Here is a 16,848-nt window from a genome sequence, read left to right on the forward strand (position 1 = left end):
AAAGCGGAAACCCATATCGCCATAAAAAAGCCGCCACAACAATCGGTCGTGGCGGCTAGGGTTTAGTAGCGGCGCTCGTTGTCAGGGCGGCGGTCCTGGTCGTTGCGGACGCCATCGCCGTCGCGGTCGGCATCGCGGCGGTTCGACACGCCGTCGTTGTCGATGTCGCGGTCATAGCGGTCATCTATACCGTCATTGTCGCGATCGAAGCGGTCGCCACGTTCGAGGCGGTCTGGCACGCCGTCACGGTCGCGGTCGCGGCCACCGCGCGACCAGCGTGGCGGCTCCAGGTACCAGCGACCGTCGCGTTCACGCCATTCATGCGGACGGTAGATATAGCCGGGACGCGCGGCGATCCACTCGCCCTGTATCCATTCATAGCGGCCACGGCGCCATTCCCAATGACCCGGCTCCCAGATATAGCCGCGGCGTGCGCTCGGGATGCGCTCGTAGCGCGGTGGAGGTGGCGCACGGTAGGTATCGGCGTAGCCGCGGTCGTTCACGACGACCCAGCCGCCTTGCCGAAGCGCGTAACCGCGGTCGCTACGGTGCCATTCGGAGGGGCGCCATGCGTAGCCGTCACGGGCGCGTTCCCAATGCCCGGCATTCCATTCGTGGCGGTAGCCGTTCCAGTTCCAGAAACCTGGCGCCCAGACATAGCCAGCGCGCGGGGCTGGTACGCTTTCGAAGCGCGGAGCAGGTGGGGCCGAGCCGATGACCACGCTGAATTCGGACTGCGCAACCGACGACAGCGGCATGTAGGCAGCAGCGCCGAGGGCAATGATGGTGGCGAGTGTGAGTGAGCGTTTCATATTCTTGATCCTCCGTTAGAAAGCGTGAGTTCAATATATCAAACGTCCTCATAGAAATAGTGCACACGATTCAACAACTTACAACTGAAACAGATTTCGGCCGGGTTTGTCCCGGTTTGTTACAAGTGCTGTAGGAGGGCGCGCCGTCGCGTGCTCCGTCTAGTCTGACTGCAGAGCACGCGAGGGGCCTGGATCGTCAAAGACTGCTCCGGGCGGCGACCTTGATCGAGGCCGCGCGGGCTTCTTCTTCGAGCGACTGGCGCTTTTCCTCGTCCGTCATGCGGCGGGCGCTGACCACGACAACCGGAATTGCCTGTTGCGTTGCGATGGCGGCCGCTGGCACGCGGGTGGCATTCGCGTCCGGCAGCGCATCGATGACGACGCTGGCGGGGCCGGCGATGGCCAGGGAGACCAGGAAGACCGCTTCCATGTTTTTGAGGATGTTCATGATGACGTTCCTTTCAATGTTGGTTTCGATGGAGTCACTTTAGCTACGGGCGCGCTTTGACTCCACCGGATTGCGACAAGCCGCTGTTTTGGCGGCGCGACCTGCATAAAAAGCGCGATGAAACGATACTGTTGAGATAAGTTTTCTGCCTCCCCCCGCTAACGCGGTGCAGGCCTGGAGCTAAGCGGGCCACGGTCGTGCACTGGAGCGGGAATGCTATGAGAGGCTGGGTCACAGAAACGCTGAAGTCGCTTGCCGGTCGCCGCGCGGCATGGCGGCGCGAGCGCAACTTCGCCTCGGCGAAAAGGCCGGCCCGGCCATGGGCCCCGTGGCGCCTGCCTGCACCTTCGCCCGTCCAGTGGATGACGGCTGCGGGCTGTATTGCGGCGCTGGGTGGCGCGATGGTGATCGGTAGCCACGCGCATCAGTTGTCCCGCTCTGCCGATATGCATGGCTCGGCAGCCGACGTATTCCAGCCGGCGATGCCTGGCGCCGCATTGAACATACCGGCGAACCCTGGCGTCACAATTCAACAGTCGCCCCAGGGGGCATTTCTCATTTCGTCGGGCATGCGCGCTTCGCCCGCCGTCGTGGTCGACCTGTGCAACCAGGCGGCCGGCCCGGCGGGCCGGAAGCTGCTGCCGATACGCGCCGGCTATCAGTTCTCCGACGTCGCGCGCTGGGCCGAGCGCAATGAGCGCAACCCCGGTGCGGTATCGCTGCGCCATGTCGCACTGGCTGCTCCCGGCGTCATCGACATGCCGCGCGTGACCGTGACGGGCAGGCTCGACGCCCCCCGTCTCCAGCTTCAGTGGGAAGGACGGGGCCGCGCGGTCCGCTGGCTCTCGGACGCCAGCGGAGGCCAGGCCGCCGAGGGTATGCACGGCAAAGGGGAACTGCTCCGCGAAGGATGGCTGTCGTGGGATGGCGGCGCGGCGCTGCGTATCTTACGCCGCACCAACCGTGCGTGTCCCCGAGCCGGCGACCTGGTCATGCAGGTGTTCCGGCCCGATGGCGTCAAGGCCGGCAAGGCGATCGTTCATGCCTTCCCCCGTGTCGGGCAGCCGGTGTCGGCGTGGATGCGCCCGGGCCAGTACAAAGTAGGCGCAGTGCCCGCCGCCAGGCTGGAAGACCAGCAGCTGTTCCAGGCGCTGGCGCAGCGTGGACTGGTGCGCCTCGGCGCAAACGGACTGGCGGAACTGGCGCCGCGCGACCTGGCCTCGTGGCAGTCGGCGCGCGAAGGCACGCGCGCGGTTGCGCTGTCGGGCTGGCGCGACATGCGGCAAGACGAGCAGGCGCAGGCACTGCTGGGCCGCCTTTACCGGATGGCCGACGGCGCTTTCGTGCGCGAGCAGGTGCGCATCTTTAACAGCGAGCGGCGGCTGCTTGCATGGCGCGTGCGGCCCGTGAGCGCCCACGGCGACTGGCAGGCAAGCGTCGGCAACGCCGCCGCGCCGACAACGGGAGCGATGCCGCTGGCCGCCAGCCGCTTGTTCGCAGAGCTGCCGCAAGGATGGGCGCCCTGGACCCGCATCGCCACATGGCCGCAGGCAGATGACGAGGTCAATGCCCAGGTCACGCTGGCGCTGCCCCAGCCGGCGGCGGGGGGCGAACCAATCCAGCTGCTGCTCACCGGACGCATGCTGTCAGTCGATGGCGCGCGGCTGCGCGCAGCGCCGCTTGCGGCCTGCACAGGCCAGGCCTGTCCCGCCAGCGACGCCGTCCAGTTGCTCGACCTTGAGATCACGCCCGGCGCGCGCAGCATTACCATCCACGCGACGCCTATCGAAATGGCTGCGCTGGCCGCCCCTGCGGACCAGGACTACCGCCACCTGCGTGTTGAGGGTGGCCGCCTGGCGTGGCATACGCTTCGGCAGGACACTGGCCCACGGGCGGCAGCCGCCAACGCTGACGTGCGGCTGGAAGACCGCAATGGGGCAGTTCTCTGGAGCGGTGGCAGCCCGACGACCGCAGCGATCGACGCGGGGCTGGCGCCGCTGCTTGGCATGCGCGCCGACCACCCGAACAGCGTCGCCGGCATGCTCGCCCGCCTGCCGGCCAAGTCAGGCGTGCACCACGCCCGCCTCAGCATCGACCTCAAGCTGCAAACGGCAAGCCAGCAGGTGCTTGACTGCGCCGGTATGCGCCGCGGCAGGTGGGATGGCATCAAATGCGAGGGCGGCGGGCAGCCGCCGGCTGGAAGGCAAGCCGGCATCGTTGTTCTCGACGCCCAGACCGGCGACGTGCTTGCCGCTGCCGGGGCAGGCGCCGGGACGGTGACAGAGCAAAACTGGGACGAGGTCCGCAACTTCGACCGCACCAATCCCGCCCGCAGCGCCTTGCGCCTGCCGGCGTTCCAGCACGACGGCGGTGCGCACCGCAGCCCCGGCTCGACGTTCAAGGTCATCAGCGCGCTCGGACTGGAACTGGCGGCTGCCCGTGACCCGCAGCTCAACGCGCTGCTGGCCGGCCTGCCGCTCAATGCCATCAACGAGATGGCCGCGCGCAAGGGCTTCGCGTTCCAGACCAACGCCGCCACCTACCCATTCAACACCCGCCAGGCCCACATCACCAACTTCCGCGACCAGCACCTCGACCGGCGCGCGCAGGACGGACGGCTCGGAATGCCGCAGGCGCTGGCGTATAGCCTCAATACCTGGTTCGCCTGGTCCGGCGAATTGGCCGACCGCAGCCTGTTCGGCCGCCCGGACGGCGGCGCGCCGGACCTGCATCCACTGGAAGCGGGCGCCCTCGATAGCGTGCGCCCGGTAACGGGCATGGCGCGAAAGCTGGGCTTCGGCAAGGCATGGCGGCTGGACGGCGGCTTGCTGCCTGCGGAATATCCGTGGTCGCAGTGGGATGCGCTGCAAGCCAGCGCCGCCCAGGTCGACCCCGTGCATACGCGGCATGAGCTGCGCCAGATGGCGATCGGCCTGCGCATGCAGGCAACCCCGCTGCAGATGGCGCTGATCTCGGCCGCGGTCGGGCAGGGCGGCCTGGCTGCCCCGCGCCTGCTGCTGGCGCTCGACGGGCGCGAGGCGGCGGTGGCCAACCCGGAGCCGCTCGGCGTCCGACTCGACAGGGTGCGCGCGGGGATGAAGGGCGTGGTCGATGCGGGCACTGCGGCGTCGGCGTTCAGCGGCGTCCACATGGCGCGCATCCGCGCCGGCCTGTCCGGCAAAACCGGCACCGCGCCGACCATCAGCGCGGGAGAGCGCGATTTGTCGACAGTGTGGTTCACCGGCTGGATCGAGCCGGGCACTTTGCCAGGCCAGCCGCGCCGGCTGGCAGTGGCCGTATTCATCAGCCATTCGGAGGCAACCGGTGGCGCACACGCCGCGCCGGTGGTCGCTGCGGTGCTCGCGTCGATGGAGCGAGCCCGGCAGTAAGCAGTTTCAACCGTGCCTCGTGAATATTAGTCATATGGCATGATTTTACGAACCGCCGAGCGGGCGGTTTTACCTGTTCTGGACGAGGATTGGCATGCGCTTGCCGGGAACCCGTTACCAGGAGCACGGCTGGGAACACGTGCGCAAACTGCTGGGGCAATGCTCCTTGCAGGCGCTCGCCAGCCTCTGCCCGCGCCTGGTCGATTTTGCTCAAGAGCAAGCCTGCCTCGACAGCTACCTCGATGCGATGGCCGGCCTGTTGCATGCCAACCGCCGCTGCGCCCGCGCCACGGCGCACGGCAACAGCTACGGCGACAGCACCTTGGAACTGGCGCTGGAACTGGTGTGCGAACTGCAGGCGCGTCCGGCTGACTGGGCGGCCTTCCGCACGGCCGTCGAGGCCGAATACGCGCGCTGCGGCCCCTTCTGGGATGGGCCGGGCGGCGACGCCATCTTGCGCAAGAAGGTCAACGACATGTTCGCCGTCCTGCGCGACAAGGTCGACTCCGACAACTACCAGGTGGCGTGCGGCCGCAGCTGCAGCCCGAACAAAATGTACGCCTACCGCATGCTCGACACGGCCAGCTCCGAGATCGCCCGCCTGTTCAGCGCCTGGCGCGAGCACAGCGAACAGGTAGCCGCGATCATCGGCAGGCCAGTCGACGGCGTGCCGATCGAGGTGCGCCAGATGCGCGGCACGGGCGACTGCAAGGCCGCATGGGTTATCCGCTGGAGCGAGACGCTCGAGCGCTTCGGCGGCGCGCCCGGCCCGCTGCACACGCGCTCCAAGCGCTTCGCCAGCCTCAAATCAAGCCCGGACAAAATCCAGGCCATGCTGGCGGAAATCGGCGAATACGAACAGCTTTCATCGAACCGCGACTGTGGCCGCATGCTCGACGCGAACGAAGCCACGGAGTGGCTCGAAGACCTGTGGAGGGTGGTCGCCGAATCGCGCGCCAGCGACGAGTTGGAGGACGAGCCGCCCGAGCCTGCGGCCGCTGCCGCCACCTGGACGGCCCAGGCGCTCGCCGGCAGTTCGCTTCCGGTCTACCTTGCCGTGTACCTGAAGATGGTGGGCGGCGCGGACGAGGCTTATCCAGACGAATGGCTCGATCCCGCCACCGGCGAACTGCCGACGATGCAGCAGCTCGCCATGCAGGACCGTGTATCGCTGCCGACCTTGCGCAAGCGGCGCGACCAGGCAATCGCAAGGCTGATGGGCGCCGCCCGGCCATAAAGGAGAACGACGTGACAAGTCCGAATACCGAAATCTGCAGGCTGCGCGAACACCTGATGTTGGGGCGCCGGGTCGAGGGCGACAGCCTGTTGCTGGCCGACGCCACCATGCGCGACGCGCTGGAGGGCAACCGACCGCTCACCCGCGCCGAGCGAACGGCACTGGAAAGCTCTCCGCTGACGCTGCGGCGCTTCCGCCACCTCGCGCTGGAGCGCCGCGCGGCTGAAGCGTGGCTGGGCAGTACCGGCATGTTGCGCGCCGCGGCCAGCGCAGGCCAGCTCGCCGGGCTCTCCACCGACGACGGCTGCTGGTCGCTGCACTTTGTCGAAGACGGCGCAACATGGCAGGTCATCCTGGCGCTTGCCGCCGATGCGCCATTCGCGGCACGCCTGATGCGCGACCCGCCGCTGCTGCGCGTGCGCGATGGCGCCGGCGCGGTTGTCCTGCAAGGCCATCTCGACGCGGACGGCGAATGCGAGGGAGCATGGCCGTTCGCCGCCGACCCGGCGCCGCATTTCCAGCGCCACGGCGGCGGCTTCGCGATCGAACCGGTGAAAGCCTAGGGCGCGGCGATGGGCATCTTCACGCGGCGCGGCGCGGCGGCAGTTCCCGGCAGGGGCACAGTAGCGCTACGCGTTGCCTCGGTCGCGGAGATTGCGGCCGGCTCGGTCGGCGTCGGGTGCGACCGGCACGGCGGCACCCGGCGCGTGGCGCCCGGATCGCGCACCAGCCTTGCAAAGGGAGAGCTGCTGTACTGCTTTCACCCCGGTCCCTACACGGTCGACCTGGTGCCGTTTGCTGCCGCACCCGAAGCCGGTTTGCGCCTGACGTTTGTCGTCGATACGCCCGACCCGCGCGTGGCGCAGCAGCGTTTCGACCTGTTCCTCGCCAGCGAGGCGGGGGAACGGCTCGAATTGCGCGACCTGCGCACAGCCATCGAAACCGCGCTCCGGCGCGAACTCGCGCAGGGCAACCTTGAGCTTGCGCCATGCGCCACGCTGGATGAGTGGGATGCGTTTCGCGCGGGCGTCGACGAGCTGCTGTACATGCGCTTCGGCGTCACGGTCGAAGACTGCATGCCCGCCGACGTGGGCGATTACGCCGCGGCGCTGAAGTCTCGTCCGGCCCCTGCGCCGCAACCCGAACCGGTGCGCGCGCCGGACACCCTTTCGCCCGATGCCGATGCACGGGCACTGCGCCGCCTGTTCCTCGAACTTCCCCGCCTGGCGTCGGCGCTGCGGCAGGTGGCCCTCCCGCCCGGACAGGACTTGTTCGGCCAGCACCAGGCGTTATTGCGCCGGCTCGACCAGGTCAGCCTGCTGGTGTCGACGATGCCCGCGCTTGAGCTGGAGGCGCCCGGCAAGCGGCTCGATGCGCGCCAGCAGGCCCGGCGCGCACGCCACTCCGTTCACGCCTTGGCTGCACTGGACGAAGCGTGGGCGCTGCTGGCACGGCTCAAGGCCGGCCCGTTGGCCGCGGTGATGGACGACGCCGACCGCATCGTCGCCAACCTCGAACACGACAGCGCCGGCCGCCGCCTGACCGTAGGGGAGGGCGCATGAGCGAATGCCGCAGCACCCTTGCCGATGGCGCCGTGATGACCGTGACCGCCGTGCGCCGTCCGCGCGGCGGCAGGGCCGAGGTCAAATGCAGCGGGCCAGGCGGGCCTGCACTGGCCGGGCGCATGCAGCAGGTAGCGCGGCTGGCGCGGCTGACGGAGGCGCGCCACGACAGCCGCGACCAGGTACTGCTGACGATGGATCGGGCCCCCGCACCGGCGGAGCGCGACTGGGAGCTTGCCGTCGTGCTGGCGGACCGGATGGCGCGCGGCGTCATTGCGGACGCCCCGCTTCACGCCAACGGCTGGTCCGACCATTGGCAGCTCGGAAGGATCGACGGCCACGATGTCAACACCGCTGCGGGGCTGCTGGGCGGTCCGGGCCAGCTTGCCTACCTTGGGGCGCTGGCCGGCCAGCCGGATGCGGGCGACGTCGTATCGAGCGCGCGCGCATGGTTCCCGCTGCACAGCGGCGGCATCAACGATACCCTCAGCTGGGTGGAAGTCAGCGTCTATCCCCTGGCGGAACCGGCCGGCGAGGAAGAGGACAGCATTGCCGCGCCAGGCGTCGACCTGACCCGCCAGCTGGCTGTGCGCCAGGCGTTGTGCGGCGCGCGCCGCTTCGACGCGCGGGGCGAGGGCCGCTGGCGCTCGGCGGTGCGTTTTGCCGAGCCCCGCTTCCAGGGGAACTCCTTTGAACTGGCCCTGGTGCTTGCCGACCGCATGGCGCGCGGGCGTGAATTCCTCGCGCGCGGCAGGGTGATCGCAACGGGCTGCTCGACCGCGTGGCAGTCGGGCCGGGTTGACGCGGTGCAGGGCTGCGCACCGAAATGCGCGCTGGTGCTGGCCCAGGCCGCCGCGGGCGACCGCGTGCTGCTGCCGCGCGCCTGGGAGGGCGAACTGCCCGAAGGCTTCGCCGCGGCCTTGCGCGCCAAAGGCGCCAGCATGGCCTGCATCGCGCGCATCGGCATGCCCTGAGGCGGGGGCGCGCACGCTTGAGCACGGCAATGTGAAGCGCGGCTGTCCCTGCTAGAATTAACTTGCGTACAACAAATTGAGAGCAATCTAGCGGCGGATTACCAACCAGGAGTCGAGATGTTTCAGATGTTCGGATTCGGCGGCGTCAAATGTCCGCGCTGCGAGCACAAGAATGCAGGGGATTCCGGCTACTGCTCCCGGTGCGGCCTGACCTTGGGCGCGCCGCGCAGCGAGCCGCTGCTACGCGAAAACCGCTGGATTCCAGGCGACGGCGAGCTGGCCGTCTTCTTCGGCGTCCGCGAACTGTCGGGCCTGTTTGTCAAAACCCTGCGTGTCCCAGCGACAACCCGTGCCTACATATTGCAAGGCGACAAGGCAACCGAGGTCCCGCAGGGCGAGTACGAAATCGAAGGCTTTTTCTCACGCCTGAACAACCTGCTGCGCGACCAGCATGCCGAGATCCTGATCACCCGCAGCGCTGCCTTGCCGGTCGACTTCAGTTTTGGCGACCTGCGCACCGCCGAGCACCTGGCGGTATCGGCGCGTTTCCGCGTCAGCCTCAAGATCGACCAGGTGCCGATGTTTGCCCAGCACTTCATGACGGCGCCCGGCACCGTCACAGCGGAACACCTGCGCGACCTGCTGGCGCCGTCCGTTCGCCAGCTGGCGGCGGAGTTTGTCGCCTCCCAGTCGCTGCGCGACATGGCGGCCAACCGCGAACTGCGCCTGCAGCTTGACGAGCGCCTGCAAAGCGCCCTGAAAATGCGCCTGGCCGAGTACGGGCTGGCCGTGGTGCAGGTCGATACGCTGTCGCTCCATCACGACAAATTCGACGCCAACCGCGAACGCATCGGCAGCCTGTGGATGGTGACCGACGAGCGCCACGTCAAGCTTGAACACGAAAAGCAGCTCGACCAGCTGTACAACGACGAGGAATGGCAGCGCATCCGGCGCGAAGAGCAGGATGTGCGGCTGCGCTACCGCCGCGCCGAGATCCGCCAGGAAGAAACGGTGGAGCGCGCCGAGCTGTCGGTGCAGAACGCCGAGCGGGTGCACGCGATCCGCGCGCGCGAAATCGACCTGTACAGCCGCATCGTCGAGTCGAAGAACCGCAAGGAGGCGATCGTGCGCGGCGCCGGCGACATGCTGGCCGAGCTTGAGCACGAACTGGCCAAAAAAGGCAAGGCGCGCGCCGACGAAGCGGCCGACTGGGAGCACCTGCGCCAGCTGGCACGCATCCGCATGCACACCGAGCTGGAAGCGGCGCGCCAGGATGCAGGCAACGCCCAGCTGCTGGCGCGCCAGCGCTTTTCGCACCAGCTGCTGCAGCAGCAAATACAGAACAAGATCACGCAAGCGCTGGCCATCGAGGACGAAACGCGCAAGCGCGCCGAACTCGCGCGCCTGCACGACAGCGAGCGCGAAGCGCAGGAATATGAACGGGCGCTCGAGCGCGAACAACAGCGCGCCAGCGTGCAGTCGCTGGCGCTTGCCAACGCCGCGCGGCAGCGCGAAGCGCAGCGCGAACAGGAATGGGAAGACCAGCTGGCGCTGGACCGCCAGCGCGACCTGTTGCGCGCGTCAGGGCGCCTTGACGCCGATGCGCAGCACGAAAAGCTGATGCGCACGATCGAGGCCGACGCGCTGCACACCCGCCAGGAACAGGAAATCCAGCTCGACGCCGAGGAGCGCCGCCACGCCCTCAAGCGCCGGGAGAACGAAGCGCAATGGCAGCACGAGCTTCACCGCATGGAACGCATCGGCGGCATGGACGATACCGCCAAGGTGGTCCTTGCGCCGGCTGAGAACGCGGCGCTGCTTGCCGATGTCATGAAGACACAGGTGCATGCGTCGATGAGCCCTGGCCAGCTGGAGGCGCTTGCGGGCGTCAGCCCACTCGACGCGGCACGGCTTGCCGACGAACGGGTGCAGCAGGACCGCGCGCGGCGCGAGCTTGAGATGGACAAGGACCGGCGCCACCAGGTCGACCTGATGAAGCTGCAAAACGACGTCAACAAGGCGGCGCTGGCCACCCAGTCGCAGCTTGGCGTCGGCGTCGCCCAGGTGCGCGGCGCGATGCCGGCGATGCGGACCTGCCCGAATGGCCACATGGCCGGGCCGCTTGACCGCTTCTGCGCCCAGTGCGGCGCGCCGCTGCCACCCTGAGCCATGCCATGCACACCGCGCACGAAAAGATCCGCGAGCTGCGGTCGCTGCATGAGGAGGGCCTGCTAAGCCAGCAGGAGTTCGACACCCGCAAGAACGCCATCCTCGACGCCGCATACGCGCTGCCGGCCGCAACCCGGCCCGGCACCGAAATCGGGCTGATGGCCGGCATGGAGATCGGCCCGCCCGACCGCCGCTACCGCCTCGAACGCCTGATCGCGCATGGCGGCATGGGCCAGGTATGGCAGGCGACCGACCTCGCGACGCACGCCGAGCTAGGCCACAGCGCGATGGTCGCGCTGAAGATCCTTCCTCCTCAACTCACCCAAAGCGCGACCCGCGCGCGCCTGCTGGTGGAAGAAGCGACCGAAGCGCGCAAGCTGGCGCACGAAAATATCGTCCGCGTCTACGAGTGGGCGCGCGACCCGGCAACCACCAGCTACTTCATCATCATGGAGTGCCTTGAAGGCGAAGACCTCGACAGCCTGCTGGCGCGCGAAGGCCAGTTGACGCTTGAGCGCGCGCTGGAACTGACAACGCCGATTGCGGCAGCGCTGGAGTACGCGTGGGACAGGCGCAAGCTGGTCCACCGCGACATCAAGCCCGGCAACGTGTTTGTCACGGCGAAGGGCGAAGTCAAGCTGCTCGACTTCGGCATCGCGGCGCGCGTCCGTTCCGGTGCAGGTAACGCCGGCACGCAAGCGCCGGGTAGTTCGGGCACCGCAGGCTACCGCGCCCCGGAAGCAGGCACGCCGCGGCGCGAGCCCTCCCAGTTGCTGGACGTGTATGCGGTTGCCGTCATGCTGTACCAGATGCTCGAAGGGCGCCTGCCATTTCGCGCGCCGCGCGGCGAGGCGGACCAGGCTGCCAAGCCTGCGGCGCTGAGCGAGGTACAGTGGGAGGTGCTGCAGAGCGGGTTTGCTTTCAATGCCGCTGCGCGCCCCCACACCGTCATGGAGCTCGTCGCAGCGTTGCGCAGCGCTCCGCTACCGCCCGACGCAAAGCCGGCGCAGGATGCTGCGCGGGCCGAAGCCGTCACGCTGGCGAGAATGGCGCGCCAGAAGCTGCAGCGCGAAGAAGCGAAGCGCGCCCGTGCCGAACACGATGCGGCGCGCCGCGTGCGCCGCGAGGCCTTGCGCGAGCAGTTGCGCGAGCGCCGCGCCGCCGAAGTGGAAAAGGCGCGCGCAGCCGAAGACGAGCAGCGCCGCATCCACCAGGCCAAGGCCGCCGCGGCATACCGCGCGGAGCAGCAACGCACGCGCGCCGAGAACGCTGTCGTCCTGGCCGAGCCTGCGGCAATCGAAGTGCAAGCGCCTGTGCCTGAACCAGGCATCCTGCGCGATGCTTTCCTGGACGGCAGCGGCCATGGCCCGGCAATGGTCGAAATTCCCGCAGGGCGTTTCCAGATGGGCTCCCCGGAGCACGAGCGCAAGAAGGCGCTTGAAGCGGGCGCGCAGCTGGCGTGGCTGGAACGCGAGACGCCGCAGCATTGGGTGGGCATCGAACATGCGTTCGCGCTGGGCCGCTATCCGGTCACGGTAGGCGAGTGGCGGCGTTTTGCGATGGCCACGCTGTGGCGTCCGCATGGCGAGACCAACTGGGCGTCGCCGGGTTTTCGGCAGGCCGAAGACCACCCGGTGGTGGGCGTCAGCTGGGAAGACGCGCAAAAATACGTGCGCTGGCTGAGCGAGCAGACCGGCCACCACTACCGCCTGCCGAGCGAAGCGGAGTGGGAATACGCATGCCGCGCCGGCGCCAAAACGGCCTTCTCGTTCGGCGACAGCATCGACACCAGCCGGGCCAATTACGATGGCAATTACAGCTACGGCGGCAGTCCCAGGGGCGTGTTCCGGCAAGGGACGACGCCCGCCGGTGCGTTTGCGCCAAACCGCTGGGGCCTCTACGATATGCATGGCAATGTGTGGGAATGGGTGCAGGATGTCGTGCACGACAACTACATCGGCGCCCCGGCCGACGGCAGCGCCTGGGAAGAGGGCGGCGACCAGGGCCGGCGCATCCTGCGCGGCGGCTCGTGGCTGTATAACCCGCGCTACCTGCGCTCGGCACTGCGCAATGGATACTCGGCGGTGCTGAGCAACGATATCGTCGGATTCCGGGTCGCGCGCGACCTCGTGCGCCCGGCCGGTGAATAGGCAATCCTTCTTTTCTACATCCTAGCCTGCGGATAAAGCGTTCTGTCCGGTCCAGTCTTGTGCCCATGACATGTTCTCCTTACATTGTTCAGTTACTGAACCAAATGGAGACGACATGGCGACAGCAACGCGTTGGCTAACGACACTGATGATGGCATTCCCCCTGGCAGCACAGGCACAGGTCGATCTTTCCAGCCTCGACCGCGGCATGGCAGGCCCGCGGGCGCAGGTACTGGTGCTGGGCACGGTGCACCTGGGTAGCATGCCGGCAGGCTTCAATCCTGCTTCCCTCGACGGCGTGCTCGACCGGCTTACGGCCTTCAGGCCGGACATCGTTACCATCGAGGCCGAGCCGGGCGAGGAATGCGACCTCGCTGCGCGCCATCCGGCAAAGTACGGGGCCGATTATTGCGCCCCGACGGCCGTCGCGATGGCGTCCACCGGACTGGACGTACCCGCGGCGCTGGCCGAAGCGGACAAGACCCTCAAGGCCTGGCCCGCGCGTCCCACGCCGGCGCAGCGCCGGCGCCTTGCCGCCGTGTTCATGGCTGCGAACGAGCGCGCCTCGGCCTATGTGCAGTGGCTGCAGCTGCCTGTCTCCGAGCGCCGGGCCGGCGATGGCCTGGACGCTGCGTTGGTGGAAGCGCTTGGCAAGCTTGGCCAGCGCAACGACGAGAGCTACCAGCTTGCCGCGCGCCTGGCGGCGCGGCTGGGCCTGGCGCGGGTTCACGCCGTCGACAACCATACAGGCGACCGCATCGATGTGCCGGACATGAAAGCATTCGTGCGCGCGATCGAGGCGGCCTGGGCGGAAGGCGGTGCGGCGTTGAAGGAGCGCGAGAAACAGCAGGAAGTCCTGCGCCAGGCTCCGGACCTGTTGCCGCTGTACCGCTACATCAACCAGCCGGAAGGCTTGCGCGTGTTTGCTGAAGCCAACGTCAGCCCGGCGATGCGGGCAAAATCAGCGGAGGGCTACCCGCAGATATGGGTTGGTGGATGGGAAATCCGCAACCTGCGCATGGTCGCCAACATCCGCGAGACCTTCCGCGAACGCCCCGGCGCGCGGCTTGTTTCCATCGTCGGCGTCTCGCACAAGCCGTGGTTCGACAGCTGGCTTGGCCAACTGCAGGGCGTGGATATTGTGGACGCGGCAGCGGTGCTGAAGTGACGGCGTCAACCGGGGCCGCGCTGCGCCATCAAGCCTGGGTGGCGGGCCGCGCAGCGTGGCAGACGACGCAGACCTTGTTGCCATCCGGGAGGCGCATAGAACTGGAGCGCCTGTTCGAAGTGGATAGTGCCGATGAATACGTGCGAAAACACTTTGTACGTCCTACCGCACGTCCAGCAACTCGACCTCGAAGATCAGCGTCGCGTTCGGGGGAATGGGGCCTGCGCCGGAAGCGCCGTAACCCATGCTGGCAGGGATGATCAGCGTGCGCTTGCCGCCGACTTTCATGCCCTGGACGCCTTCATCCCATCCCTTGATGACCTGTCCGCCGCCGACCTGGAAGCTGAATGGCGAACGCCCCTTCGATGAGTCGAACTCGGCGCCGCGCTGCTGCTGGGCATTTGGCTCGTACAGCCAGCCGGTGTAGTTGACAACAGCGGTGGCGCCCGCCGTCACTTCCTTGCCAGTACCGGGTACGGTATCGATCTTTTGAAAAGCCACAGCGGGCGCGTCGGCTGATTGGGGCGCCTCGGCGCGCTTGCAAGCGGTCACGGCGAGTGACATCGTCAGGCCCAGGAGGCAGTAGGAAAGCAGCTTTTTCAAATTGATCTCTCGTGTTGGTTGCGAAGTCAGGTGTCGCCGCAGCATACCTTGCGAATGATCTCCTGACAATATACACGTCAGCGCGGTGCGCCGGATCGCCCTGCACCAGGGGCATGAAGGCGTAGCGCCACGCGTTGTTGAGTTCGTTAGCCTGCCAGTCCCTCCATTGGTCGACCCGGGCGCGGTCGCGGGGATCGCAGGGCAATCCTGAACCAAGGACACCGGGGGGGGCAAAACGCGCGCCGAATACGGTGAAAAAATCCTAAACTATCAGTGCGTGGTTAAACCGTATGGAGGACGTCATGCACTTCAGAATTCCTGACGACTTACGTATCCCGGCCATCGTCTTCACCCTTGAAGCCGTGCTGCTTTCCGGACTGGCGCTGATCTTCCTGGTCATGCTTCCAGATTAGGTTTTCGCCCGGGGCGGCCGCTCTTTGCGGTCGCCAGGCCGAGCTGGTATCGCTCTATATATAGCTGGGCCGGCATACGCCGGACAGCCTGGCCGATCACGTCCAGCGGCACTTCGTCGAGCTTCTTGAAGCGCACACAGCTTTTTCCCATGTCCAGTTTCTTCTTGCCCGCATTGGCCCACGCTTCGCGGAACCACTTTGCCTCGTCAGTCTCGCTGTCGCAGGTGCAGCCGAAGTACAGGCCCATCAGGTACAGCGATACATAATTTTTCTGCAACGCCAGCGCGGCAAATGGCAGCGGCTGCTTTGGGTCGCAATGGTAGCCTGCCGGAAACACGCTGTGCGGCACCGCATAGCCGATCATCCCGTACTGCATCGCCTCGCTGTAGCCGCTGTCGAGGTTCGCGAGGATAACGTCGCGCACAGCTTCCACAATGGCGCGGCGCTCCGCGGGCAGGGAGTCGAGGTATTCACGGACACTGGTGGCCGCTGACTGCATGGTGATCTCCTGTCGGTGGTGGCCGGGCGGCCATCGCCATAGAGTAGCATCAGGCGAAGGCCGGGTCGGGAATGACAGCCTCTTGCGTGCCGGTAGCCGGGTCAACACGCCAGAAGCCGCCATTGTGATGGAACAGCAACGGCAGCCTGGCTGCGCGTGGCAGGGTTGCGGCTCCTGCAGGTTCGCGTCCGGGGTGGCGTTCGGGCTCGACGAGGACGAAGCACTCGTCCTGGGCACCTTCGTCTTCCCGATGCATCACAAGCCCTGTCGGCAGCAGCGCGGACACCACCAGCTGGACGATGCCGCGCACGCTCGCCGTCATTTCGATGCGCGTGCCGAGCCGCAGCGGCACCGGCTGGTGCTTGCCGGGCCAGGTTCCGTCCACCAGCAGGCCGTAGCGCGATACATCCTCGATTTCGAATCCCGCCCCGGCGCGCCGGATGATGGCGTGGCGCGCGGACATCCGCCTGGTCAGGCCGCCGGTGTCACGCTTGCCGCTGCCAGTGAAGTGGGCGAGGGCGATGTCGGCCGGGCCGTCATGCGGATCGTCGCGGCCCAGTACCCATTGGGCGAGTGCGAACATGCGGATGTGGCGCGGCAGCTCAGCGTTCGGGGCCGGGCTCGGGAACGTCGCCACGCCAGAGGGATGCGGATGGTTCTCGGGTTGTTCCGGGACCTCGATCTCGATCAGGTCTTCATCCCAGGCGATGCTGGAAAAGCCCACCGCCACCTTGCCGTGGCGCGCGTCGAGGTCGAGCCGGGCGATCGACGCGTTACGCGCATTGACGCCGATATCCAGCCGGCCGCCGCCCGCCTGGGCGCTGACCCGCGCGATCGATCCGTCGTCCGCCGTCACGCTGACGTTCTTGTGCGTGGCCAGGAAGGTCTGGTGGATCTCGGACAGGCTGGCGTCGGACCGCGGCACCAGGATGACCAGCGTGCAGACCCAGCGCCGGCGCACATGCGTGCCGTGGCTGCAGCGAAGTTCCGCTTCGATCCGGTACTGGCCGTGTTCTTTATCGCGCGAGCTGAATTCGACGAACTGTGGACGCCAGTGGCCTTGCAGGTTGCGTTCAAAAGCGTGGCGCGAGGCGCCGCCGGCGAACAGCGCGGACTTCAGTTCCATCGTGATCGCGGCCGGTGCGTCCTCCGGCATGCCGCGCAGCTCGACCTTGATGGTCTGGCGGCCTCCCGCGGCGCGCGGGTCGAAGCCGCTGATGTGGAGGTGCGGGCGCTGCGGCGGGTCTGGCGGAAGTTCTTCGGCGGCGAGTGCGGCGGCGGGCTGCGGATGGCCACCCGAGCATGCGCGTTCCCCAGGCAGTACCCACTGGGTGCAGTACGGATGCTCTGGATTACTGCATTTTTTCATGGCAAGCCCGGCCGTTCATTCATCCGCTGAGCTTACCTGTTTTCGCGGCGCGGGG

General features: G+C 67.5%; 13 protein-coding genes. 8 read left to right on the top strand and 5 right to left on the bottom strand.

The window, feature by feature from the left end; translation table 11 throughout:
• Positions 1-62 precede the first annotated feature (62 nt).
• Both LMJ30_RS15310 and LMJ30_RS15315 read right to left on the bottom strand, forming a co-directional pair.
• Positions 63-812 (bottom strand): hypothetical protein, encoded by a 750-nt coding sequence (locus LMJ30_RS15310; RefSeq protein WP_229433204.1) that lies wholly within the window; start codon positions 810-812, stop codon positions 63-65.
• A gap of 196 nt (positions 813-1,008) precedes the next feature.
• On the bottom strand, positions 1,009-1,260 hold the full coding sequence (locus tag LMJ30_RS15315) for a hypothetical protein (RefSeq protein ID WP_229433205.1): 252 nt from the start codon (positions 1,258-1,260) through the stop codon (positions 1,009-1,011).
• Positions 1,261-1,478: 218 nt separating this feature from the next.
• Here LMJ30_RS15315 and LMJ30_RS15320 point away from each other — a divergent pair, with 218 nt between their 5' ends.
• The 8 genes from LMJ30_RS15320 to LMJ30_RS15355 all read left to right on the top strand — a co-directional run bounded on the left by LMJ30_RS15320 (position 1,479) and on the right by LMJ30_RS15355 (position 13,909).
• The gene (locus LMJ30_RS15320) at positions 1,479-4,649 is read left to right on the top strand and encodes a penicillin-binding transpeptidase domain-containing protein (protein ID WP_229433206.1); all 3,171 of its coding nucleotides are present in this window, start codon (positions 1,479-1,481) and stop codon (positions 4,647-4,649) included.
• Between the two features lie 94 nt (positions 4,650-4,743).
• Positions 4,744-5,886 carry a hypothetical protein gene (locus tag LMJ30_RS15325; RefSeq protein WP_229433207.1) on the top strand — a complete coding sequence of 381 codons (1,143 nt, stop codon included), beginning with the start codon at positions 4,744-4,746 and terminating at the stop codon, positions 5,884-5,886.
• Between the two features lie 11 nt (positions 5,887-5,897).
• Positions 5,898-6,449, top strand: a complete 552-nt coding sequence (locus LMJ30_RS15330; RefSeq protein WP_229433208.1) for a hypothetical protein — start codon at positions 5,898-5,900, stop codon at positions 6,447-6,449.
• A gap of 144 nt (positions 6,450-6,593) precedes the next feature.
• Complete coding sequence (locus LMJ30_RS15335; protein ID WP_229433209.1) at positions 6,594-7,448, top strand: hypothetical protein; 855 nt, start codon at positions 6,594-6,596, stop codon at positions 7,446-7,448.
• Positions 7,445-8,422: a hypothetical protein gene (locus LMJ30_RS15340; protein WP_229433210.1), complete on the top strand. Its 978-nt coding sequence runs from the start codon at positions 7,445-7,447 to the stop codon at positions 8,420-8,422. Before LMJ30_RS15335 ends, LMJ30_RS15340 begins: the two co-directional genes overlap by 4 nt.
• Positions 8,423-8,539: 117 nt before the next feature.
• Positions 8,540-10,588 carry an SPFH domain-containing protein gene (locus tag LMJ30_RS15345; RefSeq protein ID WP_229433211.1) on the top strand — a complete coding sequence of 683 codons (2,049 nt, stop codon included), beginning with the start codon at positions 8,540-8,542 and terminating at the stop codon, positions 10,586-10,588.
• An 8-nt stretch (positions 10,589-10,596) separates the two neighbouring features.
• Positions 10,597-12,741, top strand: a complete 2,145-nt coding sequence (locus LMJ30_RS15350; RefSeq protein ID WP_229433212.1) for a bifunctional serine/threonine-protein kinase/formylglycine-generating enzyme family protein — start codon at positions 10,597-10,599, stop codon at positions 12,739-12,741.
• A 148-nt stretch (positions 12,742-12,889) separates the two neighbouring features.
• A complete protein-coding gene (locus LMJ30_RS15355; protein ID WP_229433213.1) occupies positions 12,890-13,909 on the top strand; it encodes a DUF5694 domain-containing protein in 1,020 nt (339 codons plus the stop codon).
• A gap of 162 nt (positions 13,910-14,071) precedes the next feature.
• On the opposite strand, the gene LMJ30_RS15360 is transcribed toward LMJ30_RS15355, so the two are convergent.
• The 3 genes from LMJ30_RS15360 to LMJ30_RS15375 form a co-directional block, all read right to left on the bottom strand.
• Positions 14,072-14,512, bottom strand: coding sequence for an FKBP-type peptidyl-prolyl cis-trans isomerase (locus tag LMJ30_RS15360; protein WP_229433214.1), 441 nt, complete (start codon positions 14,510-14,512; stop codon positions 14,072-14,074).
• Positions 14,513-14,908: 396 nt separating this feature from the next.
• Positions 14,909-15,424: a DUF1801 domain-containing protein gene (locus LMJ30_RS15370; protein WP_229433215.1), complete on the bottom strand. Its 516-nt coding sequence runs from the start codon at positions 15,422-15,424 to the stop codon at positions 14,909-14,911.
• A 49-nt stretch (positions 15,425-15,473) separates the two neighbouring features.
• Positions 15,474-16,793: an FHA domain-containing protein gene (locus LMJ30_RS15375; RefSeq protein WP_229433216.1), complete on the bottom strand. Its 1,320-nt coding sequence runs from the start codon at positions 16,791-16,793 to the stop codon at positions 15,474-15,476.
• Between the last annotated feature and the right edge of the window lie 55 nt (positions 16,794-16,848).

The organism is Massilia agrisoli (assembly GCF_020831365.1).
Lineage (GTDB): Bacteria > Pseudomonadota > Gammaproteobacteria > Burkholderiales > Burkholderiaceae_D > Telluria_A > Telluria_A agrisoli.